The sequence below is a fragment of the Rhizobium sp. ARZ01 genome, from assembly GCF_014851675.1.
GTDB lineage: Bacteria > Pseudomonadota > Alphaproteobacteria > Rhizobiales > Rhizobiaceae > Mycoplana.
On the sequence record NZ_JACVAE010000001.1, the window covers coordinates 1,021,344 to 1,043,349 of the forward strand.

Annotated in this window: 34 protein-coding genes; 32 read left to right on the plus strand and 2 right to left on the minus strand. The window is 59.6% G+C overall.

Annotated elements, in window-relative coordinates:
* Positions 1-185 precede the first annotated feature (185 nt).
* Positions 186-434 (plus strand): hypothetical protein, encoded by a 249-nt coding sequence (locus IB238_RS04820; protein ID WP_192244050.1) that lies wholly within the window; start codon positions 186-188, stop codon positions 432-434.
* Between the two features lie 134 nt (positions 435-568).
* Here the strand turns inward: IB238_RS04820 and IB238_RS04825 are convergent, their stop codons facing one another.
* Positions 569-865, minus strand: coding sequence for a transcriptional regulator (locus IB238_RS04825; RefSeq protein WP_192244052.1), 297 nt, complete (start codon positions 863-865; stop codon positions 569-571).
* Between the two features lie 568 nt (positions 866-1,433).
* Between IB238_RS04825 and rpsL the strand changes: the two genes are divergently transcribed.
* The 31 genes from rpsL to rplQ all read left to right on the plus strand — a co-directional run bounded on the left by rpsL (position 1,434) and on the right by rplQ (position 21,132).
* Complete coding sequence (gene rpsL / locus IB238_RS04830) at positions 1,434-1,805, plus strand: 30S ribosomal protein S12 (RefSeq protein WP_108001311.1); 372 nt, start codon at positions 1,434-1,436, stop codon at positions 1,803-1,805.
* A 54-nt stretch (positions 1,806-1,859) separates the two neighbouring features.
* Positions 1,860-2,330 (plus strand): 30S ribosomal protein S7, encoded by a 471-nt coding sequence (rpsG, locus tag IB238_RS04835; RefSeq protein ID WP_192244053.1) that lies wholly within the window; start codon positions 1,860-1,862, stop codon positions 2,328-2,330.
* A gap of 21 nt (positions 2,331-2,351) precedes the next feature.
* Positions 2,352-4,451: an elongation factor G gene (fusA, locus tag IB238_RS04840; RefSeq protein ID WP_192244056.1), complete on the plus strand. Its 2,100-nt coding sequence runs from the start codon at positions 2,352-2,354 to the stop codon at positions 4,449-4,451.
* Between the two features lie 68 nt (positions 4,452-4,519).
* Positions 4,520-5,695 (plus strand): elongation factor Tu, encoded by a 1,176-nt coding sequence (tuf, locus tag IB238_RS04845; protein WP_192244058.1) that lies wholly within the window; start codon positions 4,520-4,522, stop codon positions 5,693-5,695.
* Between the two features lie 430 nt (positions 5,696-6,125).
* The gene (gene rpsJ / locus IB238_RS04850; RefSeq protein WP_108001314.1) at positions 6,126-6,434 is read left to right on the plus strand and encodes a 30S ribosomal protein S10; all 309 of its coding nucleotides are present in this window, start codon (positions 6,126-6,128) and stop codon (positions 6,432-6,434) included.
* 167 nt (positions 6,435-6,601) lie between these two features.
* A complete protein-coding gene (rplC, locus tag IB238_RS04855) occupies positions 6,602-7,285 on the plus strand; it encodes a 50S ribosomal protein L3 (RefSeq protein WP_192244060.1) in 684 nt (227 codons plus the stop codon).
* Between the two features lie 12 nt (positions 7,286-7,297).
* The gene (gene rplD, locus IB238_RS04860; RefSeq protein WP_192244062.1) at positions 7,298-7,918 is read left to right on the plus strand and encodes a 50S ribosomal protein L4; all 621 of its coding nucleotides are present in this window, start codon (positions 7,298-7,300) and stop codon (positions 7,916-7,918) included.
* The gene (locus IB238_RS04865) at positions 7,915-8,208 is read left to right on the plus strand and encodes a 50S ribosomal protein L23 (RefSeq protein WP_192244064.1); all 294 of its coding nucleotides are present in this window, start codon (positions 7,915-7,917) and stop codon (positions 8,206-8,208) included. Before rplD ends, IB238_RS04865 begins: the two co-directional genes overlap by 4 nt.
* A gap of 31 nt (positions 8,209-8,239) precedes the next feature.
* Positions 8,240-9,076, plus strand: coding sequence for a 50S ribosomal protein L2 (rplB, locus tag IB238_RS04870; protein ID WP_097142071.1), 837 nt, complete (start codon positions 8,240-8,242; stop codon positions 9,074-9,076).
* A 16-nt stretch (positions 9,077-9,092) separates the two neighbouring features.
* Entirely contained in the window at positions 9,093-9,371 is a 279-nt protein-coding gene (rpsS, locus tag IB238_RS04875) for a 30S ribosomal protein S19 (RefSeq protein WP_075627127.1), read from the plus strand.
* A 2-nt stretch (positions 9,372-9,373) separates the two neighbouring features.
* Positions 9,374-9,763, plus strand: coding sequence for a 50S ribosomal protein L22 (gene rplV / locus IB238_RS04880; RefSeq protein ID WP_192244065.1), 390 nt, complete (start codon positions 9,374-9,376; stop codon positions 9,761-9,763).
* Positions 9,763-10,479, plus strand: a complete 717-nt coding sequence (gene rpsC / locus IB238_RS04885) for a 30S ribosomal protein S3 (RefSeq protein WP_192244067.1) — start codon at positions 9,763-9,765, stop codon at positions 10,477-10,479. Before rplV ends, rpsC begins: the two co-directional genes overlap by 1 nt.
* A 34-nt stretch (positions 10,480-10,513) precedes the next feature.
* Entirely contained in the window at positions 10,514-10,927 is a 414-nt protein-coding gene (rplP, locus tag IB238_RS04890; protein ID WP_003573792.1) for a 50S ribosomal protein L16, read from the plus strand.
* Between the two features lie 10 nt (positions 10,928-10,937).
* Complete coding sequence (gene rpmC, locus IB238_RS04895) at positions 10,938-11,138, plus strand: 50S ribosomal protein L29 (RefSeq protein ID WP_056319072.1); 201 nt, start codon at positions 10,938-10,940, stop codon at positions 11,136-11,138.
* A 12-nt stretch (positions 11,139-11,150) separates the two neighbouring features.
* Positions 11,151-11,387 carry a 30S ribosomal protein S17 gene (gene rpsQ, locus IB238_RS04900; RefSeq protein ID WP_192244069.1) on the plus strand — a complete coding sequence of 79 codons (237 nt, stop codon included), beginning with the start codon at positions 11,151-11,153 and terminating at the stop codon, positions 11,385-11,387.
* A 245-nt stretch (positions 11,388-11,632) separates the two neighbouring features.
* Positions 11,633-12,001, plus strand: coding sequence for a 50S ribosomal protein L14 (rplN, locus tag IB238_RS04905; protein ID WP_119258425.1), 369 nt, complete (start codon positions 11,633-11,635; stop codon positions 11,999-12,001).
* Between the two features lie 12 nt (positions 12,002-12,013).
* Complete coding sequence (gene rplX, locus IB238_RS04910; protein ID WP_192244071.1) at positions 12,014-12,325, plus strand: 50S ribosomal protein L24; 312 nt, start codon at positions 12,014-12,016, stop codon at positions 12,323-12,325.
* Positions 12,318-12,875 carry a 50S ribosomal protein L5 gene (gene rplE / locus IB238_RS04915; RefSeq protein ID WP_192244073.1) on the plus strand — a complete coding sequence of 186 codons (558 nt, stop codon included), beginning with the start codon at positions 12,318-12,320 and terminating at the stop codon, positions 12,873-12,875. Before rplX ends, rplE begins: the two co-directional genes overlap by 8 nt.
* Before the next feature lie 34 nt (positions 12,876-12,909).
* The gene (gene rpsN, locus IB238_RS04920) at positions 12,910-13,215 is read left to right on the plus strand and encodes a 30S ribosomal protein S14 (protein ID WP_064329859.1); all 306 of its coding nucleotides are present in this window, start codon (positions 12,910-12,912) and stop codon (positions 13,213-13,215) included.
* A 12-nt stretch (positions 13,216-13,227) separates the two neighbouring features.
* On the plus strand, positions 13,228-13,626 hold the full coding sequence (gene rpsH / locus IB238_RS04925; RefSeq protein ID WP_192244075.1) for a 30S ribosomal protein S8: 399 nt from the start codon (positions 13,228-13,230) through the stop codon (positions 13,624-13,626).
* 41 nt (positions 13,627-13,667) lie between these two features.
* On the plus strand, positions 13,668-14,201 hold the full coding sequence (rplF, locus tag IB238_RS04930; protein WP_192244077.1) for a 50S ribosomal protein L6: 534 nt from the start codon (positions 13,668-13,670) through the stop codon (positions 14,199-14,201).
* 12 nt (positions 14,202-14,213) lie between these two features.
* Positions 14,214-14,576: a 50S ribosomal protein L18 gene (gene rplR / locus IB238_RS04935; protein WP_192244079.1), complete on the plus strand. Its 363-nt coding sequence runs from the start codon at positions 14,214-14,216 to the stop codon at positions 14,574-14,576.
* A gap of 124 nt (positions 14,577-14,700) precedes the next feature.
* Positions 14,701-15,270: a 30S ribosomal protein S5 gene (gene rpsE / locus IB238_RS04940; RefSeq protein WP_192244081.1), complete on the plus strand. Its 570-nt coding sequence runs from the start codon at positions 14,701-14,703 to the stop codon at positions 15,268-15,270.
* A gap of 13 nt (positions 15,271-15,283) precedes the next feature.
* Positions 15,284-15,487 (plus strand): 50S ribosomal protein L30, encoded by a 204-nt coding sequence (gene rpmD, locus IB238_RS04945; RefSeq protein ID WP_192244083.1) that lies wholly within the window; start codon positions 15,284-15,286, stop codon positions 15,485-15,487.
* Between the two features lie 13 nt (positions 15,488-15,500).
* Positions 15,501-15,971 (plus strand): 50S ribosomal protein L15, encoded by a 471-nt coding sequence (rplO, locus tag IB238_RS04950; RefSeq protein ID WP_192244085.1) that lies wholly within the window; start codon positions 15,501-15,503, stop codon positions 15,969-15,971.
* A 323-nt stretch (positions 15,972-16,294) separates the two neighbouring features.
* Positions 16,295-17,635 carry a preprotein translocase subunit SecY gene (gene secY / locus IB238_RS04955; RefSeq protein WP_192244087.1) on the plus strand — a complete coding sequence of 447 codons (1,341 nt, stop codon included), beginning with the start codon at positions 16,295-16,297 and terminating at the stop codon, positions 17,633-17,635.
* On the plus strand, positions 17,632-18,210 hold the full coding sequence (locus IB238_RS04960; RefSeq protein ID WP_192244089.1) for an adenylate kinase: 579 nt from the start codon (positions 17,632-17,634) through the stop codon (positions 18,208-18,210). Before secY ends, IB238_RS04960 begins: the two co-directional genes overlap by 4 nt.
* A gap of 232 nt (positions 18,211-18,442) precedes the next feature.
* Complete coding sequence (rpsM, locus tag IB238_RS04965; RefSeq protein ID WP_192244091.1) at positions 18,443-18,811, plus strand: 30S ribosomal protein S13; 369 nt, start codon at positions 18,443-18,445, stop codon at positions 18,809-18,811.
* Between the two features lie 266 nt (positions 18,812-19,077).
* Entirely contained in the window at positions 19,078-19,467 is a 390-nt protein-coding gene (gene rpsK / locus IB238_RS04970) for a 30S ribosomal protein S11 (protein ID WP_023513823.1), read from the plus strand.
* Positions 19,468-19,573: 106 nt separating this feature from the next.
* Positions 19,574-20,584: a DNA-directed RNA polymerase subunit alpha gene (locus IB238_RS04975; protein ID WP_192244093.1), complete on the plus strand. Its 1,011-nt coding sequence runs from the start codon at positions 19,574-19,576 to the stop codon at positions 20,582-20,584.
* A 122-nt stretch (positions 20,585-20,706) separates the two neighbouring features.
* Complete coding sequence (gene rplQ, locus IB238_RS04980; RefSeq protein WP_192244095.1) at positions 20,707-21,132, plus strand: 50S ribosomal protein L17; 426 nt, start codon at positions 20,707-20,709, stop codon at positions 21,130-21,132.
* A 224-nt stretch (positions 21,133-21,356) separates the two neighbouring features.
* On the opposite strand, the gene msrQ is transcribed toward rplQ, so the two are convergent.
* Positions 21,357-22,004, minus strand: coding sequence for a protein-methionine-sulfoxide reductase heme-binding subunit MsrQ (gene msrQ, locus IB238_RS04985; protein WP_192244097.1), 648 nt, complete (start codon positions 22,002-22,004; stop codon positions 21,357-21,359).
* Between the last annotated feature and the right edge of the window lie 2 nt (positions 22,005-22,006).

Consider the following 22,006-nt stretch of genomic DNA (forward strand, 5'->3'; position numbering starts at 1 on the left):
TTTTTACGTTCTGTTTGGTCGTTAAGTTCTCATGAGTACGAAGCCGGACGCCGCGATCACCAACTACCCGTTTGTCAAGTCCGAGCGTGCAACAATTTTAGTAGCGTTCTCCCCCAAATGGGGGTGGTGAATGCATCTCTATACATGTCAAAATTGTGCCGCAATAAATATCAGAGGGGAAGTAAATGGCAGATACAGAAGCATGCATACTGCACCCTACTGAACCGCAGTTGGGTGATGTCATCAATGCAAACATGCATACGTTGGTTCTAAAAACCTCGTCGACTGCGGTCTATCGCGACCTCAGCGGCGGGCAAATCCTGCTCAAGGGCAGCGGGTTCGAATTCGAAGGCGATGTCGCGGTGCGCGGAACCGTAACGGGCGCAATCTTCGAGGACGAAAAGGGGGCTACCTACCTCGCTTGGGAGGTCTAGCCTCCCGAAGGCTTCGCCGATCGACGCGGAACAGGGAACGCGCTGGGGCCCACGATGGTCGGCGAAGCCACATTGAAGAGGTGTGAGTAGGGGGCCTTCAGCCAGCACCCGCGCCCACCTCGCCACTGTCTACGTCAGGCAAAACGGATGATCGCAACCTCACCTTCGAGCGCGCCCCGGTAGGCCGACGCATGCGGCTCGTCATCAGGTGCATCCGACAGCGTGCCGATCTGATCCAGGTCCGCCTCGAGAAAACCTTCCTCTGCCAGCGCGTTGAGCGCCTCCCGAACCGCACTGTCATCGTCAGGTGCCCGCAACATCACATGGATGTCGATCCCTTCAGCGTCTCCGTCGCGCTCATAGGCCTTGCCGATGATGATGAACACCATGGCATCCTCGGTATTGTTGTCGTTGTCGGGAGAGATGGTCATGATGCTGTCCTTCGGATAATGAGAGCCCACCTCAATACGCCCGTTGCATTGAAATGGAAAGCGATGCGGCGACCGCGGCGACGCGCCGTTATTGCTAATTGGCATGAGGAGCCGAGAAGAATTGGCATTGATTCTTTTTTGACGCTTCCTTAAGAATCACGAAGTGAGAGCTTAGGCCCTGCGAAGAGGGTAGTATCCGGCAGAGACGTCCAGTCGTGACGCAAAAGCCCCGCTTTTCAGGGCTTGCGATAGGCCGCGCGCAAGAATATTTCCCTGATCCCCTTGACGCCTGGGGTTTAAGTCAGTAGATGGCACGCGCATCGGAGCCCATACGAGGCTGGCTTTTTCAGTACGACACGTATCGAAGTTTGCCTCATACAAGGTTCCAACGCACGTTGAAGACATGAAAGCTGCACGCATGACGCGGGAATAGCGCGTCCTCTGCCTTCGAGGGCCATCTGCCAAAAGCGGATCGGTCCTGTTTTGCGCATGAACACAAGCGTGTGGAAAGCGCCGGAAACGGTTAACTCCGCCCGAAAGGGTAACGAGAATTACAAGGGATGGTTATATGCCTACCGTACAACAGCTGATCCGTAAGCCGCGTCAGGCACAGGTAAAGCGCAACAAGGTTCCTGCCCTGCAGGAGAACCCGCAAAAGCGCGGCGTATGCACCCGCGTCTACACGACCACGCCGAAGAAGCCGAACTCGGCTCTGCGTAAGGTCGCCAAGATCCGCCTCACCAACGGCTTCGAAGTCATTGGTTATATCCCGGGTGAAGGTCATAACCTTCAGGAGCACTCCGTCGTTATGATCCGTGGCGGCCGCGTGAAGGACCTTCCGGGTGTGCGCTATCACATCATCCGTGGTGTTCTCGATACCCAGGGTGTCAAGAACCGCAAGCAGCGCCGCTCCAAGTATGGCGCGAAGCGTCCGAAGTAACCTGTAACCGGCGCCATTTCGCTGGAACCCAATTCAAGTTGAGAGACGAAAAGTATGTCCCGTCGCCATAAAGCAGAAAAGCGCGAGATCAACCCGGACCCGAAGTTCGGCGACCTCGTAGTCACCAAGTTCATGAACGCCATCATGCTGGACGGCAAGAAGTCCGTCGCCGAAACGATCGTTTACGGCGCCTTCGATGTTGTCCAGGGCAAGTCCAAGCAGGATCCGGTGACGGTGTTCCATTCTGCTCTCGATAACGTTGCGCCGCACGTCGAAGTGCGCTCGCGTCGTGTCGGTGGTGCGACCTACCAGGTTCCGGTCGACGTTCGTCCGGAGCGCCGTCAGGCTCTCGCAATCCGTTGGCTCATCGCAGCGGCGCGCAAGCGCAACGAAACGACCATGGTCGAGCGCCTCTCGGGCGAACTCATGGATGCGGCGAACAACCGCGGCAGCGCAGTGAAGAAGCGTGAAGATACGCACAAGATGGCTGACGCCAACCGCGCATTCTCGCACTACCGCTGGTAATCTCGAAAAAGGCAGTTCCTTATGGCACGCGAATATAAAATCGAAGACTACCGTAACTTCGGTATCATGGCGCACATCGACGCCGGCAAGACGACCACGACCGAGCGCATCCTTTACTACACCGGCAAGTCGCACAAGATGGGTGAAACCCATGACGGCGCCTCGACGATGGACTGGATGGAGCAGGAGCAGGAGCGCGGCATCACCATCACGTCCGCTGCTACTACGACCTTCTGGAAGGGTCGTGACGGCAAGATGCGCCGCTTCAACATCATCGACACCCCCGGCCACGTCGACTTCACCATCGAAGTCGAGCGTTCGCTGCGCGTTCTCGACGGCGCTGTCGCGCTGCTCGATTCCAACGCCGGCGTTGAGCCGCAGACGGAAACCGTCTGGCGTCAGGCCGAGAAGTATCATGTTCCGCGCATGATCTTCTGCAACAAGATGGACAAGACGGGCGCCGATTTCTATCGCTGCCTGAGCATGATCAAGTCGCGTCTGGGTGCGATCCCGGTTGCCATGCAGTTGCCGATCGGTGCCGAAAGCGAATTCCAGGGCGTCATCGACCTGATCGAAATGAACGCCCTCGTCTGGCGCGACGAAGCGCTTGGCGCGCAGTGGGATGTCATCGAGATCCCGGAAGACATGAAGGCCAAGGCCGAAGAATATCGCGAGAAGCTGATCGAGACCGTGGTCGAGGTCGACGAAGCCGCCATGGAAGCCTACCTCGAAGGCCAGATGCCGGACAACGACAAGATTCGCGAACTCGTTCGCCGCGGCACCATTGACGTAAAGTTCCATCCGGTATTCTGCGGTACGGCCTTCAAGAACAAGGGCGTTCAGCCGCTGCTCGACGCCGTCGTCGACTACCTGCCGTCCCCGATCGACATTCCGGCCATCAAGGGCATTGACTTCAAGACGGAAGCCGAAATCGAGCGTCACGCTGACGACAACGAACCGCTGTCCATGCTCGCATTCAAGATCATGAACGATCCCTTCGTCGGCTCGTTGACCTTTGCGCGCATCTATTCCGGCAAGCTCGAAAAAGGCTCTTCGGTCATGAACACGGTCAAGGACAAGCGCGAGCGCGTCGGCCGTATGCTTCAGATGCACTCGAACTCGCGTGAAGACATCGATGAAGCCTTTGCGGGCGACATCGTTGCGCTTGCGGGCCTGAAGGAAACCACGACGGGTGACACGCTCTGCGACCCGCTGAAGCCGGTTATTCTTGAGCGTATGGAGTTCCCGGAGCCGGTTATCCAGATCGCGATCGAGCCGAAGTCCAAGGGCGACCAGGAAAAGATGGGCCTCGCGCTCAACCGTCTGGCTGCCGAGGATCCGTCCTTCCGCGTCAAGACTGACCAAGAATCGGGTCAGACCATTATCGCAGGCATGGGCGAACTTCACCTCGATATTCTCGTTGACCGTATGCGTCGCGAGTTCAAGGTAGAAGCCAACGTCGGTGCCCCGCAGGTTGCGTACCGCGAAACGATCACCCGCGAACACACGGAAGACTACACGCACAAGAAGCAGTCCGGTGGTACCGGCCAGTTCGCGCGCGTCAAGATCGTCTTCGAACCGAACCCGGAAGGCGAAGACTTCAAGTTCGAGTCCAAGATCGTCGGTGGTGCAGTTCCGAAGGAATACATCCCGGGCGTTCAGAAGGGTATCGAAAGCGTTCTGTCGTCTGGACCTCTCGCCGGCTTCCCGATGCTGGGCGTCAAGGCGACCCTGATCGACGGTGCGTTCCACGACGTCGACTCGTCGGTTCTGGCGTTCGAAATCGCATCGCGTGCCTGCTTCCGCGAAGCGGCAAGGAAGGCTGGTGCACAGCTTCTCGAGCCGATGATGAAGGTGGAAGTCGTGACTCCGGAAGACTACGTCGGTGACGTGATCGGTGACCTCAACTCGCGTCGTGGTCAGATCCAGGGTCAGGAATCGCGTGGCGTGGCGGTTGTTATCAACGCCCACGTACCGCTGGCGAACATGTTCAAGTACGTCGACAACCTGCGCTCCATGTCGCAGGGCCGCGCGCAGTACACGATGACGTTCGATCACTATGCTCCGGTTCCGTCGAACGTGGCGCAGGAAATCCAGGCAAAGTATTCCGGTCAGAAGTGACCGGAATACGCCACCCGAAACGAATTGAACCATTCCCCGCCTAGGGGACAGAAAATGGAGAGCCGGAAATGGCAAAAGGTAAGTTTGAGCGCAACAAGCCTCACGTAAACATCGGCACGATCGGCCACGTTGACCATGGCAAGACGTCGACGACGGCGGCGATCACGAAGTACTTCGGCGAGTTCAAGGCGTACGACCAGATCGACGCCGCTCCGGAAGAAAAGGCCCGCGGCATCACGATTTCGACGGCACACGTCGAATACGAGACGCCGGCCCGTCACTACGCGCACGTCGACTGCCCCGGCCACGCCGACTACGTCAAGAACATGATCACCGGTGCGGCCCAGATGGACGGCGCGATCCTCGTCGTCTCGGCTGCCGACGGCCCGATGCCGCAGACCCGCGAGCACATCCTGCTCGCCCGTCAGGTCGGCGTTCCGGCGATCGTCGTGTTCCTCAACAAGGTTGACCAGGTCGACGACGCCGAGCTGCTCGAGCTCGTCGAGATGGAAGTGCGCGAACTGCTGTCGTCCTACGAATTCCCGGGCGACGACATCCCGGTCGTCAAGGGTTCGGCGCTGGCCGCTCTGGAAGATTCGAACAAGGAAATCGGCGAAGACGCGATCCGCGCGCTGATGGCTGCCGTTGACGAGTACATCCCGACGCCGGAGCGTCCGATCGATCAGCCGTTCCTGATGCCGATCGAAGACGTGTTCTCGATCTCGGGCCGTGGTACGGTTGTGACCGGCCGCGTCGAGCGCGGTATCGTCAAGGTTGGCGAAGAAGTCGAGATCGTCGGCATCCGTCCGACCTCGAAGACGACGGTTACCGGCGTTGAAATGTTCCGCAAGCTGCTCGACCAGGGCCAGGCTGGCGACAACATCGGCGCACTGGTTCGCGGTGTGAACCGTGACGGCGTTGAGCGCGGTCAGATTCTGTGCAAGCCGGGTTCGGTCAAGCCGCACACGAAGTTCATGGCTGAAGCCTACATCCTGACGAAGGAAGAAGGCGGCCGTCACACGCCGTTCTTCACCAACTACCGTCCGCAGTTCTACTTCCGCACCACCGACGTGACGGGTATCGTCTCGCTGCCGGAAGGCACGGAAATGGTCATGCCGGGCGACAACGTCACGGTTGCCGTTGAACTGATCGTTCCGATCGCGATGGAAGAAAAGCTGCGCTTTGCGATCCGCGAAGGCGGCCGTACCGTCGGCGCCGGCATCGTCGCCTCGATCGTCGAGTAATCGACGAGGCGACGGGGCGAAAGCTGCCGACGGCACCAAATATGGGGCAAATGGCGCGCGAGCGCGATTTGCCTGCGGCGCCGGCATCGTCGCCTCGATCGTCGAGTAATCGACGTAAGGATCTGCTGAATACCGAAGTCGCATTTGCTATGCGGCTTCGACAAGGCAGCCAAGAAAGATTTAGTCGGTCGCACGGCTTGCCGACGAAGACAAAATAGTGCAAATGGCGCTCACGCGTGATTTGCACCGTTGCGTCGGCATGGTGCGATCGCCAAAGGACAAGGCCGGCCACGGCTGCTCAAATAGGAAGGGGCAGGGGAAACCCTGTCCCTCCGATCTTTGAAAAATTAGCGGACGGGCCGAACATTAATCGAAGTTCAATGCGTGTTTCATTATTGAAGCCGCGAAAACAAGAACAAGGACAAGTCGTATGAACGGCCAGAACATCCGCATCCGCCTTAAGGCGTTTGATCACCGGATCCTCGATGCCTCGACGCGCGAAATCGTTTCGACGGCCAAGCGTACCGGTGCAGGCGTGCGCGGCCCGGTGCCGCTTCCGACGCGTATTGAAAAATTCACGGTTAACCGGTCGCCTCACATCGACAAGAAGAGCCGCGAACAGTTCGAGATGCGCACGCATAAGCGCCTTCTCGACATCGTCGACCCGACCCCTCAGACGGTTGACGCCCTGATGAAGCTCGATCTCGCCGCCGGCGTCGACGTAGAGATCAAGCTCTAATCAGGTTTCTCAAGTCCGGCGCAAGCCGAATAACAAGGAAGGTACGTGGCGGAAACGCCAACGGCTTCTAGGAACGGGAAACCCGAAGGTCGGACGACCTCCGCGGAATCCTTAAACAAGAGGCGTGTAGGGGCTTTGCCCCCACAGGACTTCTAAGAGGAATAACCATGCGTTCAGGTGTGATTGCACAGAAGGTGGGAATGACTCGCGTCTATAACGACGCAGGAGAGCATATCCCGGTTACGGTTTTGCGATTGGATGGCTGCCAGGTCGTCGCTCATCGCACGGAAGATAAGAACGGCTACACCGCAGTTCAGCTCGGTGCTGGCCGCTCCAAGGTTAAGAACACGTCGAAGGCGCTGCGCGGCCAATTTGCTGCGGCAAGCGTTGAGCCGAAGGCGAAGCTCGTCGAGTTCCGCGTTACTGCCGACAACCTCATTGAAATCGGCTCGGAGCTCTCCGCCAGCCATTTCATCGCCGGCCAGCTGGTCGACGTTACCGGTACGACGATCGGTAAGGGTTTTGCCGGTGCAATGAAGCGCCACAACTTCGGCGGTCTGCGCGCCACGCACGGCGTGTCTGTCTCGCACCGTTCGCATGGTTCGACCGGCTCCAACCAGGATCCTGGTCGCGTCTGGAAGGGTAAGCGCATGGCTGGTCATATGGGCCAGACGCGCGTCACCACCCAGAACCTCGAGGTCGTTTCGACCGATGAGGACCGTGGTCTGATCCTCGTCAAGGGCGCCGTACCGGGTTCCAAGGGTTCCTGGATCGTCGTTCGCGACGCCATCAAGTCCGGCACGCCGGCTGACGCTCCGCGTCCGGCCGCTGTTCGCGCCGCATCCAAGTAAGGGAGCCTGGTTATGGATCTCAAAGTCACGACCCTCGAAGGGAAGGACGCCGGCAAGGTTTCCCTCTCCGACGCGATCTTCGGTCTCGAGCCGCGCGAGGACATCATTGCCCGCGTCGTTCGCTGGCAGCTCGCAAAGAAGCAGCAGGGCACGCATAAGTCCAAGGGCCGCGCGGAAGTTTCCCGCACTGGCGCCAAGATGTACAAGCAGAAGGGTACGGGCCGCGCTCGTCACCATTCGGCTCGCGCTCCGCAGTTCCGCGGCGGCGGCAAGGCTCACGGCCCAGTCGTTCGCAGCCATGAGCATGACCTTCCGAAGAAGGTCCGCGCACTCGGCCTGCGTCACGCCCTTTCCGCAAAGCTGAAGGCAGAGGGTATCATCATCATCGATGATCTCGTCGCCAGCGAAGCAAAGACCAAGGCACTGGCCGGCACGTTCGCCAGCCTCGGCCTGACCAACGCCCTCTTCATCGGCGGCGCAGAGCTCGACAACAACTTCAAGCTCGCAGCACAGAACATCCCGAACGTGGACGTTCTGCCGATCCAGGGCATCAACGTGTACGACATCCTGCGTCGTGGCAAGCTCGTGCTTTCCAAGGCCGCAGTCGAGGCTCTGGAGGAGCGGTTCAAATGACGGATCTTCGCCACTATGATGTGATCGTCTCGCCGGCGATCACCGAAAAGTCGACGCTGGTATCCGAATATAACCAGGTCGTATTCAACGTTGCCAAGCGCGCTTCGAAGCCTGAAATCAAGGCTGCGGTCGAAGCTCTCTTCGGCGTCAAGGTCACGGCTGTGAACACGCTCGTCCGCAAGGGCAAGATCAAGCGTTTCCGCGGCTTCTCCGGCCGGCAGGGAGATGTCAAGAAGGCTGTCGTCACGCTCGCTGACGGCCAGTCGATCGACGTCTCCACCGGGCTCTAATCGGGCAGTCGGCTAAAGAGGAAACAAGAAAATGGCATTGAAAAGTTTCAATCCGACCACTCCGAGCCAGCGTCAGCTCGTCATTGTCGACCGTTCGGGCCTGTACAAGGGCAAGCCGGTCAAGGCGCTGACCGAAGGTCTCTCCAAGAGCGGTGGCCGTAACAACCTCGGTCGCATCACTGCCCGCTTTATCGGCGGCGGTCATAAGCGAACCTACCGTCTGGTTGACTTCAAGCGTCGCAAGTTCGACGTCGAAGGCACGGTCGAGCGTCTGGAGTACGACCCGAACCGCACCGCGTTCATCGCGCTCGTCAACTACGCCGACGGTGAACAGGCCTACATCCTCGCTCCGCAGCGCCTCGCTGCCGGCGACAAGGTCATCGCTTCGGAAAAGGCCGTTGACGTGAAGCCGGGCAACACGATGCCCTTGCAGTACATCCCGGTCGGCTCGATCGTTCACAACGTCGAGATGAAGCCGGGCAAGGGCGGCCAGATCGCCCGTTCGGCAGGCACCTTCGTCCAGCTCGTCGGTCGTGACCAGGGCATGGCGATCCTTCGCCTCAACTCCGGCGAACAGCGCCTCGTGCACGGCTCCTGCCTTGCTTCGATCGGCGCCGTATCTAACCCGGATCACGGCAACATCAACGACGGCAAGGCCGGCCGTACTCGCTGGCGCGGCAAGACCCCGCATAACCGCGGTGTCGTCATGAACCCGGTCGATCACCCGCACGGTGGTGGTGAAGGCCGCACGTCCGGTGGTCGTCACCCGGTTTCGCCGTGGGGCAAGCCGACCAAGGGCAAGCGCACCCGTTCGAACAAGTCGACCGACAAGTTCATCATGCGCTCGCGCCACCTGAAGAAGAAGTAAGAGAGGTTAGTCAGAAATGGCTCGTTCAGTATGGAAAGGCCCGTTTGTTGACGGCTATCTTCTCAAGAAGGCTGAGAAGGTGCGCGAAGGCGGCCGCAATGAAGTGATCAAGATCTGGAGCCGTCGCTCCACGATCCTGCCGCAGTTCGTCGGTCTCACCTTCGGCGTCTACAATGGCTCGAAGCACGTCCCGGTCAGCGTCAACGAAGACATGGTCGGACACAAGTTCGGTGAATTCTCTCCGACCCGGACCTATTACGGTCACGGCGCGGACAAGAAGGCGAAGAGGAAGTAACGATGGGCAAGGCAAAAGCCGAACGTCGGCTGAAGGATAACGAGGCGCAAGCAGTTGCGCGCACGATCCGCGTCAGCCCCCAGAAGCTCAACCTGGTTGCTGCGATGATCCGCGGCAAGAAGGTCGACCGCGCTCTGGCCGAACTTGAATTCTCCCGCAAGCGCATTGCCGGCACGGTCAAGAAGACCCTGGAATCGGCCATCGCAAACGCGGAGAACAACCACGATCTCGACGTCGACTCGCTCGTCGTCGCTGAGGCTTACGTCGGTAAGTCGATCGTCATGAAGCGTTTCCACGCCCGCGGTCGCGGTCGTGCATCGCGCGTCGAGAAGCCCTTCTCGCACCTGACGATCGTCGTCCGTGAAGCCGAAGCCAAAGGGGAGGCCGCATAATGGGTCAGAAAATCAATCCGATCGGCTTCCGCCTCGGCATCAACCGTACTTGGGATAGCCGTTGGTTCGCCGACAACGCCGAATACGGCCAGCTGCTCCACGAAGACCTGAAGATCCGCAAGTATCTGATGGCTGAACTGAAGCAGGCCGGTATTTCGAAGGTCGTCATCGAGCGTCCGCACAAGAAGTGCCGCGTCACGATCCACTCGGCTCGTCCGGGTCTGATCATCGGCAAGAAGGGTGCGGACATCGAGAAGCTTCGCAAGAAGCTCTCCGAGATGACCAACTCCGAGACGCACCTCAACATCGTTGAAGTGCGCAAGCCGGAAACGGATGCGACGCTGGTTGCCCAGTCGATCGCCCAGCAGCTCGAGCGCCGCGTGGCTTTCCGCCGTGCGATGAAGCGTGCTGTTCAGTCGGCCATGCGTCTTGGCGCCGAAGGCATCAAGATCACCTGCGCCGGCCGTCTGGGTGGCGCGGAAATCGCCCGTACCGAATGGTACCGCGAAGGCCGCGTTCCGCTGCACACGCTGCGTGCGGACATCGACTATGGTACGGCAGAAGCGGAAACCGCTTTCGGTATCTGCGGCATCAAGGTCTGGATCTTCAAGGGCGAAATCCTTGAGCACGATCCGATGGCCTCCGAGCGCCGCGCGACCGAGGGTGATGCCCAGGGCGAACGCCAGGGCGAACGCCGTCGCCGTGAAAACGCTTAATTCGCTTTAGGCGAGCAGATCGGAGAATAGAAAAATGTTGCAGCCAAAGCGTACTAAGTACCGCAAGCAGTTCAAGGGCCGCATCAAGGGCGTCGCCAAGGGCGGCTCCGACCTCGCATTCGGCGAGTTCGGCTTGAAGGCTCAGGAACCCAACCGCGTCAACGCACGCGAGATCGAAGCGGCCCGCCGCGCGATCACCCGCTACATGAAGCGTGCGGGCCGTGTCTGGATCCGCGTGTTCCCGGATGTTCCGGTAACCGCGAAGCCGACCGAAGTCCGTATGGGTAAAGGTAAGGGTTCTGTCGAATACTGGGCATGCAAGGTCAAGCCCGGCCGTATGATGTTTGAGATCGACGGCGTCAGCGAAGAGATCGCTCGCGAAGCTCTTCGTCTGGGCTCTGCCAAGCTCTCGGTCAAGACGCGCTTCGTACAGCGCATTGCAGAGTGAGGATTGATCCATGAAAGCCGCAGATGTTCGCGCACTCAGTGCCGACCAGCTTAACGAAGAGCTTGCCAAGTTGAAGAAGGAGCAGTTCAACCTGCGCTTCCAGAAGGCAACTGGCCAGCTCGAAAAGTCCTCGCGCATCAACGAAGTCCGCAAGGATATCGCGCGCGTGAAAACCATTGCCCGCCAGAAGGCGGCAGAAGCCAAGGCCTAAGGACCAAGAAAAATGCCGAAACGCATTCTGCAGGGCACCGTAGTCAGCGACAAGAACGACAAGACTGTTGTCGTTCGCGTCGAACGCCGCTTTGCACACCCGCTTCTTCAGAAGACCGTTCGTCGCTCGAAGAAGTACAAGGCGCACGACGAAAACAACCAGTACAAGGTTGGCGACGTTGTTTCCATCGAGGAATGCGCGCCGATCTCGAAGGACAAGCGCTGGACGGTTGTTTCCGCTCAGGCTTAATCATCACTTTTCGCGCAAGGGGTTGCCCTTTGCGCGAAAACCTGTATGAAGCAGCGCAAGGACGCTCGGAATCGCGAGCGTTCTTTTGCTTTGAGCGCAGGGAAGGTCCCGGGTTTCGCCAGGCGGAGCTCAAGAGGAAACCACCTTGGCAAGACCCACCCGCGCGAAAAACATAGATTCTCATAAGCTGGAACAGGGGGCATCCGTGCCCAACCGGTCCGGTTACAACAAGAAGGCGACCTGACATGATTCAGATGCAGACTAACCTCGACGTCGCGGATAATTCCGGCGCACGTCGTGTCATGTGCATCAAGGTGCTGGGCGGCTCCAAGCGCAAGTACGCTTCTGTCGGCGACATCATTGTCGTCTCGATCAAGGAAGCGATTCCGCGCGGCCGCGTAAAGAAGGGTGATGTGATGAAGGCGGTTGTTGTTCGTACCGCCAAGGACATCCGTCGCGCCGATGGCAGCGTCATTCGTTTTGACAGCAATGCAGCTGTCCTGATTGACAACAAGAAAGAGCCGATCGGCACCCGTATCTTCGGACCGGTTCCGCGCGAACTTCGCGCCAAGAACCACATGAAGATCATCTCGCTGGCTCCGGAAGTACTGTAAGGAGCGATGGCTATGCAAAAGATTCGCAAGGGCGACAAGGTCGTCGTGTTGACCGGTAAGGACAAGGGCCGTACCGGCGAAGTCATCCAGGTGATGCCGAAGGAAGATCGCGCGGTCGTGCGCGGCGTGAACATGGTCAAGCGCCATCAGCGCCAGACCCAGTCGCAGGAAGCCGGCATCATCACCAAGGAAGCCTCGATCCATCTGTCCAATATCGCGATCGCCGACCCCAAGGACGGCAAGCCGACCCGCGTCGGTTTCAAGATCGAGGGCGACAAGAAGGTTCGTGTGGCAAAGCGTTCGGGAGTGTCGATCGATGGCTGACACCAAGTATGAGCCGCGGCTCAAGAAGGAATATGTCGAGCGTATCCGCAAGGCGCTGCAGGAGCAGTTTTCCTACGCCAACGAGATGCAGATCCCGCGCCTCGACAAGATTGTAATCAACATGGGTGTTGGCGAATCGACGGGCGACTCGAAGAAGCCTTCGGTCGCGGCTGCCGATCTCGCAGCAATCGCCGGCCAGAAGCCGGTCATCACTCGTGCGCGTAACTCCATCGCGGGCTTCAAGCTCCGCGAAGGTATGCCGATCGGCGCCAAGGTTACCCTTCGCGGCGTTCGCATGTACGAATTTCTGGATCGCCTCGTGAACATCGCGCTGCCCCGTGTACGCGACTTCCGCGGACTGAACCCGAAGTCCTTCGATGGCCGTGGCAACTTCGCCATGGGTATCAAGGAGCACATTGTGTTCCCTGAAATCAACTACGACAAGGTTGATCAGATGTGGGGCATGGACATCATCGTTTGCACGACGGCAACTAACGACGACGAAGCACGCGCTCTTCTGAAAGAGCTCAACTTCCCGTTCCGTCAGTAATCCGTAACGACAAGCGTAAAGAAGGATAACTGTTATGGCGAAAACGAGCGCAGTTGAAAAGAACAAGCGCCGCCGCAAACTGGTTGCCAGCCAAGCCGCAAAGCGTGCGGCGCTGAAGGCGATCATCCAGAACCAGGCTCTTCCGATCGAAGAGCGCTTCAAGGCTACCCTGAAGCTTGCCGAACTGCCGCGCAATGGCTCCAAGACCCGCATCCGCAATCGTTGCGAAGTCACGGGCCGTCCGCGTGCATTCTATCGCAAACTTAAGATGTCGCGTATCGCACTGCGCGAACTCGGCAATCTCGGCAAGGTGCCGGGCATCGTCAAGTCGAGCTGGTAAGGAGACGGGTAGATGGCAATGACTGATCCGCTGGGCGATATGCTCACCCGTATCCGCAACGGTGCTGCGCGCCGCAAGTCGAGCGTTTCCACGCCGGCTTCCAAGCTGCGCGCACGCGTTCTCGATGTCCTTCAGGCTGAGGGCTACATCCGCGGTTACTCCGAAGTCGAGTTTGGCAATGGCAAATCCGAGCTGAACATCGAGCTGAAGTACTACGAAGGCGCGTCCGTGATCCGCAAGATCGACCGCGTCTCCAAGCCGGGCCGCCGGGTTTATGTCTCGGTCAAGACCATTCCGCAGGTCGCGAACGGTCTCGGCATCACCATCCTTTCGACCCCGAAGGGCGTGATGGCCGATCACCAGGCACGCGAACAGAACGTTGGTGGCGAGCTTCTTTGCTCTGTCTTCTAAGGCAGGCTTAGGAACTCCATAGCGAACAGACAGGATAGAAAATGTCTCGTATCGGTAAAAGGCCCGTTCCGGTTCCCGCTGGTGTGACTGCGACCGTCGATGGTCAGAAGGTCACCGCGAAGGGCCCGAAGGGCGAACTCTTCTTCGTCGCGAATGACGAAGTTTCGGTAAAGTTGGAAGACAACTCGGTTGTTGTGCAGCCGATCAACGACTCCAAGGATGCGCGGTCGAAGTGGGGCATGTCCCGCACGATGATCGAAGGCATCTTCAAGGGCGTCAAGGACGGTTTCGAACGCAAGCTCGAAATCAACGGCGTTGGTTATCGTGCGTCCATGCAGGGCAAGAACCTGCAGCTGGCGCTCGGTTTCAGCCATGACGTGGTTTATGAAGCGCCGGAAGGCATCACGATCGCTGTTCCGAAGCCGACTGAAATCATCGTGTCCGGCATCAGCAAGCAGCAGGTCGGCCAGGTTGCCGCGGAGATCCGCGAATACCGTGGCCCCGAGCCTTATAAGGGCAAGGGCGTCAAGTATGCCGGCGAGCGGATTGTCCGCAAAGAAGGCAAGAAGAAGTAAGGAACACGCGAAATGGCTAGCAGGAAAGAACAACTTGCACGTCGCGCCAACCGCGTGCGCCGTCAAATCAAGGCGGTCGCCAACGGCCGTCCGCGCCTGTCGGTTCATCGCTCGTCGAAGAACATCTACGTACAGGTTATCGATGATGTGGCCGGCAAGACGCTTGCGTCCGCCTCCACGCTCGACACCGATCTGCGCTCGTCTTTGAAGACGGGCGCCGACGCGGCAGCCGCTGCTGCCGTCGGCAAGCTCATCGCAGAGCGCGCCGTCAAGGCTGGCGTCAAGGAAGTGGTCTTCGACCGCGGCGCCTTCATCTATCACGGCCGCATCAAGGCTCTTGCCGAAGCTGCCCGTGAAGGTGGTCTGAGCTTCTGATCGTTGTTGGCGGGCCCTGTGCCCGCCATCCGACGTTCAGTGGGTATCGGTCGCTTGCCCGGGAAGGGGAGGCGACCTTTGACAATCTGCCGATTGCACCCGGAAAAGAAAAAGGAAAAGGACAATGGCACAGGAAAGAAGGGGTTCTCGCGAAGATCGCCAGAACCGTGAAGAGCGCGACAGCGAATTTGTCGACAAGCTCGTAGCAATTAATCGCGTCGCCAAGGTGGTGAAGGGTGGCCGTCGCTTCGGCTTTGCGGCCCTCGTCGTCGTCGGTGACCAGAAGGGTCGCGTCGGCTTCGGCCACGGCAAGGCTCGTGAAGTTCCGGAAGCGATCCGGAAGGCAACTGAAGCCGCCAAGCGCGAACTCATCTTCGTTCCGCTGCGCTCCGGCCGTACGCTGCACCACGACGTGCATGGCCGTCACGGCGCCGGCAAGGTGCTGCTGCGTTCGGCAAAGGCCGGTACCGGTATCATCGCCGGTGGTCCGATGCGTGCCGTTTTCGAAACGCTCGGCATGCAGGACGTTGTCGCCAAGTCGACCGGTTCGTCGAACCCCTACAACATGATCCGTGCGACCTTCGACGCGCTGAAGAGCCAGATGCATCCGAAGGACATCGCGGCACAGCGTGGCCTGAAGTATGCAACGCTGCAGGCCCGCCGCGCTTCCGCCGGCGTTGCTTCCGAAGAATAAGGGAGCTTGAACAATGGCTAAGAAAGAAGCTGCAACGAAGACGGTCACCGTCGAGCAGATCGGTTCGCCGATCCGTCGCCCTGCCGTTCAGCGCCAGACGCTGATCGGCCTCGGTCTCAACAAGATGCACCGGGTTCGCACGCTGGAAGACACTCCTTCCGTTCGTGGCATGATCCGTGCTGTCCAGCACCTCGTTCGCGTCGTCGACGAGAAGTGAGGGAGATAAGCTCATGAAACTGAACGAAATCAAGGACAACGAAGGCGCAACCCAGAGCCGCAAGCGCGTCGGCCGTGGCATCGGTTCGGGCTCCGGCAAGACCGGCGGCCGCGGTGTCAAGGGTCAGAAGGCCCGTTCGGGCGTTGCGATCAACGGCTTCGAAGGCGGTCAGATGCCCATCTACCGTCGTCTGCCGAAGCGCGGCTTCAACAACATCTTCGCATCCGAATTTGTTGTCGTGTCGCTCGGCCGCATCCAGACCGCGATCGATGCCAACAAGCTCGATCCGAAGGCAACGATCGACGCTGCTGCCCTGAAGGCTGCCGGCGTGATCCGTCGCCCGAAGGACGGCGTACGCATCCTCGCCGACGGCGAGCTGAAAGCGAAGCTTTCGATCGAAGTCGCCGGCGCCTCCAAGGCTGCCGTCGAGAAGATCGAAAAGGCCGGCGGCAACGTAAAGCTGCTTTCGGCTGCTGCCGAGTAAGTTTTCGAATTTTGAAGGCCCGGAGTGCTTCACTCCGGGCCTTCCTGCTCCCATATGAGAGCCTCACACTGGCAGACGAAGCACGCTTCGTTTGTTTCTCGGGAGAATTGACCGCGGTGAGGCCTGGATTGCTTGACAATCCGCGTTCCGCCCGGTTTACCCTCCGTTCCGCCTGCTTCGCCCTTCGGCTGGCTGGCAACAGAAATTCGAGCGTGCCACGCGGCCTGGCAGAGGAGCCGGGCGGGGCGCGCCGCAACGGATCAGCCGTTGTCCGGGCCTGGGATCCATTCCTCCGCCGCGGGCAGGGTTACGCGGAGAAATGCATGGCGTCGGCAGCGGAACAACTCGCCTCCAATCTCAACTTTTCGACCTTTGCCAAGGCAGAGGATCTGAAGAAGCGGCTCTGGTTTACACTTGGCGCGCTACTGGTGTACCGGCTCGGCACTTACATCCCGCTTCCGGGGTTGAATGCCGATGCGTTCGCTCGCGCCTTCCAGGGCCAGAGCGGCGGTATCCTTGGCCTCTTCAACATGTTCTCCGGTGGTGCCGTCGAGCGCATGGCGATCTTTGCGCTGGGCATCATGCCCTACATCTCCGCATCGATCATCGTCCAGCTGATGACGTCGGTTGTTCCGGCGCTGGAGCAGCTGAAGAAGGAAGGTGAGCAGGGCCGCAAGATCATCAACCAGTACACCCGTTATGGCACCGTGCTGCTCGGCGCCCTGCAGGCCTATGGCATCGCGGTGGGCCTCGAAGGCGGTGAGGGTCTTGTGCTGGATCCGGGCTGGTTCTTCCGTATTTCGACCGTGATTTCGCTTCTCGGCGGAACGATGTTCCTGATGTGGCTCGGTGAGCAGATTACCTCCCGCGGGATCGGCAACGGTATCTCGCTGATTATCTTTGCAGGCATCGTGGCGCACCTGCCGACGGCTCTCGCGGGCACTCTCGAACTCGGCCGCACCGGGGCGCTTTCGTTCGGTGTGATCGCTGCTGTCGTTGTTATGGCTGTTGCTGTGATCGCGCTGATTGTCTTCGTCGAACGCGCGCAGCGCCGTCTTCTGATCCAGTACCCGAAGCGCCAGGTCGGCAACCGCATGTTCCAGGGCGATACCTCGCACCTGCCGCTCAAGCTCAACACCTCGGGTGTGATTCCGGCAATCTTCGCTTCCTCGCTGCTGCTCCTGCCGGCGACGCTGGCAGGCTTCAGCAACACGACCGAGCTGCCGGGTTGGGCAACCACCATCATTGCCGCTCTTGGGCACGGGCAGCCGCTCTACATGGTCATGTATGCTGCAATGATCGCCTTCTTCGCCTTCTTCTATACGGCCATCGTCTTCAATCCGAAGGATACGGCCGACAATTTGAAGAAGCACGGCGGCTTCATTCCGGGCATCCGTCCGGGTGAGCGGACCGCCGAATACATCGACTACGTGCTGACCCGCATCACCGTGCTCGGCGCCATCTATCTCGTGTTCGTCTGCATTCTTCCGGAAATCCTGATCGCGCAGACTGGCGTGCCGTTCTACCTTGGTGGTACGTCGCTTTTGATTGTTGTCAGCGTTACCCTTGATACTGTAGCACAGATTCAGGGACATCTGATCGCCCAGCAATATGAGGGGCTGATCAAGAAGTCGAAGCTGCGCGGAGGAAAGAGGGGACGATGAGACTGATATTTTTGGGGCCGCCTGGTGCAGGCAAAGGCACACAGGCGAAGCTCCTGACGGAAAAGCACGGAATCCCCCAGCTTTCCACCGGTGACATGCTGCGTGCGGCAGTTGCGGCGCAGACGGAAGTCGGCAAACGGGCGAAGGCGGTCATGGATGCGGGGCAGCTTGTCTCCGACGCCATCGTCAACGAGATCGTTTCGGATCGAATCGATTCGCAGGACTGCGCCAAGGGCTTCATTCTCGATGGATACCCGCGCACGGTTCCCCAGGCGCAGGCTCTCGATGAGATCCTTGCGGCCAAGGGGCTTGGCCTTGATGCAGTCATTGAGCTAAAGGTTGACGAAGATGCGCTGGTGAAGCGCATGGAAAACCGCGTCGCCGAAACGATTGCAGCTGGCGGCGCCGTCCGCTCGGACGACAATCCGGAAGCCTTCAAGCGCCGTCTGACGGAGTACCGGGAGAAGACAGCTCCGTTGTCGAGCTACTACGCGACAACTGGCAAGCTGAAGACTGTCGACGGCATGGCTGATGTCGACACGGTGACCGAAGAGATCGGCAAGATCCTCTCTTAGGCTGGATCACCACCAAATCGGGCGGTCGGGGTTGACTTTCCCGGCCGATTCCCCTTAAGACAGCGCCAACTCGCGACAGGCAAGCGATCGGCGCGGATTTCTCAGCAGACTGAGGTCCGAGTGCGGTCGCTTTTGACGTGTCTCGAACTTCGAATTTGAACGGGCGGTCTTTGGGCCGTATGACGAAGAAAACCCACTTGCCGGATGGCAACTGGAAGCAAGGAGAACAGGCGTGGCTCGTATCGCTGGCGTCAACATCCCGACTGCAAAGCGCGTCGTAATCGCGCTGCGTTACATTCACGGGATCGGACCGAAATTCGCACAGGAAATCATCGAGAAGGTTGGTATTCCGGCTGAGCGCCGCGTCCATCAGCTGACCGACGCCGAAGTTCTGGCGATCCGTGAAGCTATCGACCGCGACTACCAGGTCGAAGGCGACCTGCGTCGCGAGACCTCGATGAACATCAAGCGCCTGATGGACCTCGGCTGCTACCGCGGCCTGCGTCATCGTCGTGGCCTGCCGGTTCGTGGTCAGCGTACGCACACCAACGCACGTACCCGTAAGGGTCCGGCGAAGGCTATCGCGGGCAAGAAGAAGTAATTTCCCGAAATGGGGAATTTGGAGGCTGGCGTTTGCGCCGGCCTCTTTTGAGTTTCGAGCGGGGCCTTGGCTGCGTTTGCAGTGACCGAATTTTAAGGTTGTCCCGGTCGGTGGAGCTGCTGGTACTACGGCAGTGACGATATCGCCGTACGGTCATCTTCCGAGATGTCGTGCAAGACAAGAATGCAGGGCAGGGGGCGGGAATGCTCCCACCCGGTGGAGCCGCTGGAATTACGGCGGTGTAGAGATCAACGAAAGGACTATCCATGGCCAAGGAAGCCGCACGCGTCCGCCGTCGCGAACGCAAGAACATCACCTCCGGTGTTGCTCACGTCAATTCTTCGTTCAACAACACGATGATCACCATCACCGACGCGCAGGGCAACGCAATTGCCTGGTCGTCTGCCGGTGCCAAGGGCTTCAAGGGTTCGCGCAAGTCGACCCCGTTTGCTGCGCAGATCGCCGCTGAAGACTGCGCCAAGAAGGCTCAGGAGCACGGCATGAAGTCGCTCGAAGTCGAAGTCTGTGGTCCGGGTTCGGGCCGTGAGTCGGCTCTTCGCGCCCTGCAGGCTGCCGGTTTCATGATCACCTCGATCCGCGACGTCACGCCGATCCCGCACAACGGTTGCCGCCCGCGCAAGAAGCGCCGGGTCTGATCAGTCGAATTCGTCATGCCGGTGAGCGCGATCGTCGCGCTCCTCCCGGCTCTTCAAGGCTCGGCCGCCACGATTGAATGGTGGTGGCGAACGGAAGGCAAAAGATATGATCCAGAAAAACTGGCAGGAACTGATCAAGCCGAACAAGGTGGAGTTTTCCTCCTCCGGTCGCGCCAAGGTATCGCTCGTCGCTGAACCGCTCGAGCGCGGATTTGGTCTGACCCTCGGTAACGCGCTTCGCCGCGTTCTTCTGTCGTCGCTGCGCGGTGCTGCTGTAACCGCTGTGCAGATCGACGGCGTGCTGCACGAGTTCTCCTCGATCCCGGGCGTCCGGGAAGATGTGACGGACATCGTTCTGAACATCAAGGAAATCGCCATCAAGATGGACGGCGATGATTCCAAGCGCATGGTCGTGCGCAAGCAGGGTCCGGGCGTTGTTACCGCCGGTGACATTCAGACGGTTGGCGATATCGAGATCCTCAACCCTGATCACGTGATCTGCACGCTCGACGAGGGCGCCGAGATTCGCATGGAGTTCACCGTCAACAACGGCAAAGGCTATGTTCCGGCTGACCGCAACCGCGCCGAAGACGCGCCGATCGGTCTCATCCCGGTCGACAGCCTCTACTCGCCGGTCAAGAAGGTGTCCTACAAGGTTGAAAACACCCGCGAAGGACAGGTTCTCGACTACGACAAGCTGACGATGTCCATCGAGACCGATGGCTCCGTCACCGGCGAAGACGCGATCGCGTTCGCTGCCCGCATTCTTCAGGACCAGCTGTCGGTCTTCGTCAACTTCGACGAGCCGCAGAAGGAGATGGAAGAAGAGTCGGTCACCGAGCTCGCCTTCAACCCGGCGCTTCTGAAGAAGGTCGACGAGCTGGAGCTTTCGGTCCGCTCGGCGAACTGCCTGAAGAACGACAACATCGTCTACATCGGCGACCTGATCCAGAAGACCGAAGCCGAAATGCTTCGCACGCCGAACTTCGGTCGCAAGTCGCTGAACGAGATCAAGGAAGTTCTCGCTTCCATGGGCCTGCACCTCGGCATGGAAGTGCCTGCATGGCCGCCTGAGAACATCGAAGATCTCGCCAAGCGCTACGAAGACCAATACTAAGAAACAAAAAGGCAGGTTAACCTCTGCCTTTCCCCGTCAAACAGCAGGCGTGATGCCTGTATGTGCCAGGAAACGGCAGGACCGATGCGATATCGGGAGACCTGCACAGAAGGAGACTAGCAATGCGCCACCAGAACGCCGGCCGCAAGCTGAACCGTACCGCCAGCCACCGCAAGGCGATGTTCGCCAACATGGCTGCTTCGCTCATCACCCATGAGCAGATCGTAACGACCCTTCCGAAAGCGAAGGAAATCCGTCCGATCGTCGAAAAGCTCGTCACCCTCGGCAAGCGCGGCGACCTGCACGCTCGTCGTCAGGCGATCTCGCAGATCCGTGACGTTGCTGTCGTTTCGAAGCTGTTCGACGCGATCGCTTCGCGTTACGCCAACCGCAACGGCGGCTACCTTCGCATCATGAAGGCCGGCTTCCGTCAGGGCGACAACGCAGCTCTCGCCGTCATCGAGTTCGTTGACCGCGACGTTTCCGCCAAGGGCGCTGCCGACAAGGCACGCGTCGAGGCCGAGGCTGCTGCCGCCGAAGCTGCTTGATTTCAGGCAACGAAATGAAAAGGCCGGATGCGCAAGCGTCCGGCCTTTTCGCTTTTAGTCCCGTTGGTTTGGCGGCTGCCGCGACATGCGGGTCGGAAATCGCCCCTCACCCTGACCCTCTTCCCGCGGGCGGGGAGAGAGAACAAGGTGCCGGCAGGCGGGATGAGGGACAGTTAAAAGACAAACGCGTGACCACGCATTTGCGGCGGCAGGAGTCCCACCACCTACCGCGCCCGCTCGAAGCTCGGCCGCCCTACCTGGGCTCGACGCCATTGGTTGAAGCGTGGCCGGATCGGTCGCCAGAGCAGCAGCACCGTCACCAGGCCGATGTAGATCATCTGCTGCGGCCCGACGATTTTCACCGACATTGCAAAATGCAGCGCGCCGGCGGCGGCAATGACATAGACGAGCTTGTGCAGCTTGTTCCAGCGCGGCCCGAGCCGGCGGATCGACCAGTTGTTGGATGTCAATGCTAGCGGAAGCAGCATCGTGAAACCGGCCATGCCAATCGTGATGAACGGGCGTTTGGCGATGTCGGCGATGATCGTCGGGAAGTCGAGATACTTGTCGAGGATCATGTAGGTCGAAAAGTGCATGACGACGTACCAGAAGGCCATCAACCCGAGCGCGCGCCGGTAGCGGATCCAGTTGATGCCGAAGAGGTCGCGGATCGGTGTGATGCAGAGTGTCGCGATCAGGAACCGTAGCGCCCATATCCCGAGCAGGTGCTCGAACTCCTTGATCGCGTTTCCGGGCAATTGCCCGGTGGCGCCGAGATAGAACCCGTACACGGCAGGGACGAAGCCGACTGCGTAGAGCGCCCACACGGAGGTGTCGTGATACTTGCGGGGCAGGGCGGGGATCGCGGCCATGG

Excerpts from the sequence above, each read along its gene's own strand:
- IB238_RS04820 (WP_192244050.1), top strand. The coding sequence starts at position 186 with ATGGCAGATACAGAAGCATGCATACTGCACCCTACTGAACCGCAGTTG.
- IB238_RS04825 (WP_192244052.1), bottom strand. The coding sequence starts at position 865 with ATGACCATCTCTCCCGACAACGACAACAATACCGAGGATGCCATGGTG.
- rpsL (WP_108001311.1), top strand. The coding sequence starts at position 1,434 with ATGCCTACCGTACAACAGCTGATCCGTAAGCCGCGTCAGGCACAGGTA.
- rpsG (WP_192244053.1), top strand. The coding sequence starts at position 1,860 with ATGTCCCGTCGCCATAAAGCAGAAAAGCGCGAGATCAACCCGGACCCG.
- fusA (WP_192244056.1), top strand. The coding sequence starts at position 2,352 with ATGGCACGCGAATATAAAATCGAAGACTACCGTAACTTCGGTATCATG.
- tuf (WP_192244058.1), top strand. The coding sequence starts at position 4,520 with ATGGCAAAAGGTAAGTTTGAGCGCAACAAGCCTCACGTAAACATCGGC.
- rpsJ (WP_108001314.1), top strand. The coding sequence starts at position 6,126 with ATGAACGGCCAGAACATCCGCATCCGCCTTAAGGCGTTTGATCACCGG.
- rplC (WP_192244060.1), top strand. The coding sequence starts at position 6,602 with ATGCGTTCAGGTGTGATTGCACAGAAGGTGGGAATGACTCGCGTCTAT.
- rplD (WP_192244062.1), top strand. The coding sequence starts at position 7,298 with ATGGATCTCAAAGTCACGACCCTCGAAGGGAAGGACGCCGGCAAGGTT.
- IB238_RS04865 (WP_192244064.1), top strand. The coding sequence starts at position 7,915 with ATGACGGATCTTCGCCACTATGATGTGATCGTCTCGCCGGCGATCACC.
- rplB (WP_097142071.1), top strand. The coding sequence starts at position 8,240 with ATGGCATTGAAAAGTTTCAATCCGACCACTCCGAGCCAGCGTCAGCTC.
- rpsS (WP_075627127.1), top strand. The coding sequence starts at position 9,093 with ATGGCTCGTTCAGTATGGAAAGGCCCGTTTGTTGACGGCTATCTTCTC.
- rplV (WP_192244065.1), top strand. The coding sequence starts at position 9,374 with ATGGGCAAGGCAAAAGCCGAACGTCGGCTGAAGGATAACGAGGCGCAA.
- rpsC (WP_192244067.1), top strand. The coding sequence starts at position 9,763 with ATGGGTCAGAAAATCAATCCGATCGGCTTCCGCCTCGGCATCAACCGT.
- rplP (WP_003573792.1), top strand. The coding sequence starts at position 10,514 with ATGTTGCAGCCAAAGCGTACTAAGTACCGCAAGCAGTTCAAGGGCCGC.
- rpmC (WP_056319072.1), top strand. The coding sequence starts at position 10,938 with ATGAAAGCCGCAGATGTTCGCGCACTCAGTGCCGACCAGCTTAACGAA.
- rpsQ (WP_192244069.1), top strand. The coding sequence starts at position 11,151 with ATGCCGAAACGCATTCTGCAGGGCACCGTAGTCAGCGACAAGAACGAC.
- rplN (WP_119258425.1), top strand. The coding sequence starts at position 11,633 with ATGATTCAGATGCAGACTAACCTCGACGTCGCGGATAATTCCGGCGCA.
- rplX (WP_192244071.1), top strand. The coding sequence starts at position 12,014 with ATGCAAAAGATTCGCAAGGGCGACAAGGTCGTCGTGTTGACCGGTAAG.
- rplE (WP_192244073.1), top strand. The coding sequence starts at position 12,318 with ATGGCTGACACCAAGTATGAGCCGCGGCTCAAGAAGGAATATGTCGAG.
- rpsN (WP_064329859.1), top strand. The coding sequence starts at position 12,910 with ATGGCGAAAACGAGCGCAGTTGAAAAGAACAAGCGCCGCCGCAAACTG.
- rpsH (WP_192244075.1), top strand. The coding sequence starts at position 13,228 with ATGGCAATGACTGATCCGCTGGGCGATATGCTCACCCGTATCCGCAAC.
- rplF (WP_192244077.1), top strand. The coding sequence starts at position 13,668 with ATGTCTCGTATCGGTAAAAGGCCCGTTCCGGTTCCCGCTGGTGTGACT.
- rplR (WP_192244079.1), top strand. The coding sequence starts at position 14,214 with ATGGCTAGCAGGAAAGAACAACTTGCACGTCGCGCCAACCGCGTGCGC.
- rpsE (WP_192244081.1), top strand. The coding sequence starts at position 14,701 with ATGGCACAGGAAAGAAGGGGTTCTCGCGAAGATCGCCAGAACCGTGAA.
- rpmD (WP_192244083.1), top strand. The coding sequence starts at position 15,284 with ATGGCTAAGAAAGAAGCTGCAACGAAGACGGTCACCGTCGAGCAGATC.
- rplO (WP_192244085.1), top strand. The coding sequence starts at position 15,501 with ATGAAACTGAACGAAATCAAGGACAACGAAGGCGCAACCCAGAGCCGC.
- secY (WP_192244087.1), top strand. The coding sequence starts at position 16,295 with ATGGCGTCGGCAGCGGAACAACTCGCCTCCAATCTCAACTTTTCGACC.
- IB238_RS04960 (WP_192244089.1), top strand. The coding sequence starts at position 17,632 with ATGAGACTGATATTTTTGGGGCCGCCTGGTGCAGGCAAAGGCACACAG.
- rpsK (WP_023513823.1), top strand. The coding sequence starts at position 19,078 with ATGGCCAAGGAAGCCGCACGCGTCCGCCGTCGCGAACGCAAGAACATC.
- IB238_RS04975 (WP_192244093.1), top strand. The coding sequence starts at position 19,574 with ATGATCCAGAAAAACTGGCAGGAACTGATCAAGCCGAACAAGGTGGAG.
- rplQ (WP_192244095.1), top strand. The coding sequence starts at position 20,707 with ATGCGCCACCAGAACGCCGGCCGCAAGCTGAACCGTACCGCCAGCCAC.
- msrQ (WP_192244097.1), bottom strand. The coding sequence starts at position 22,004 with ATGGCCGCGATCCCCGCCCTGCCCCGCAAGTATCACGACACCTCCGTG.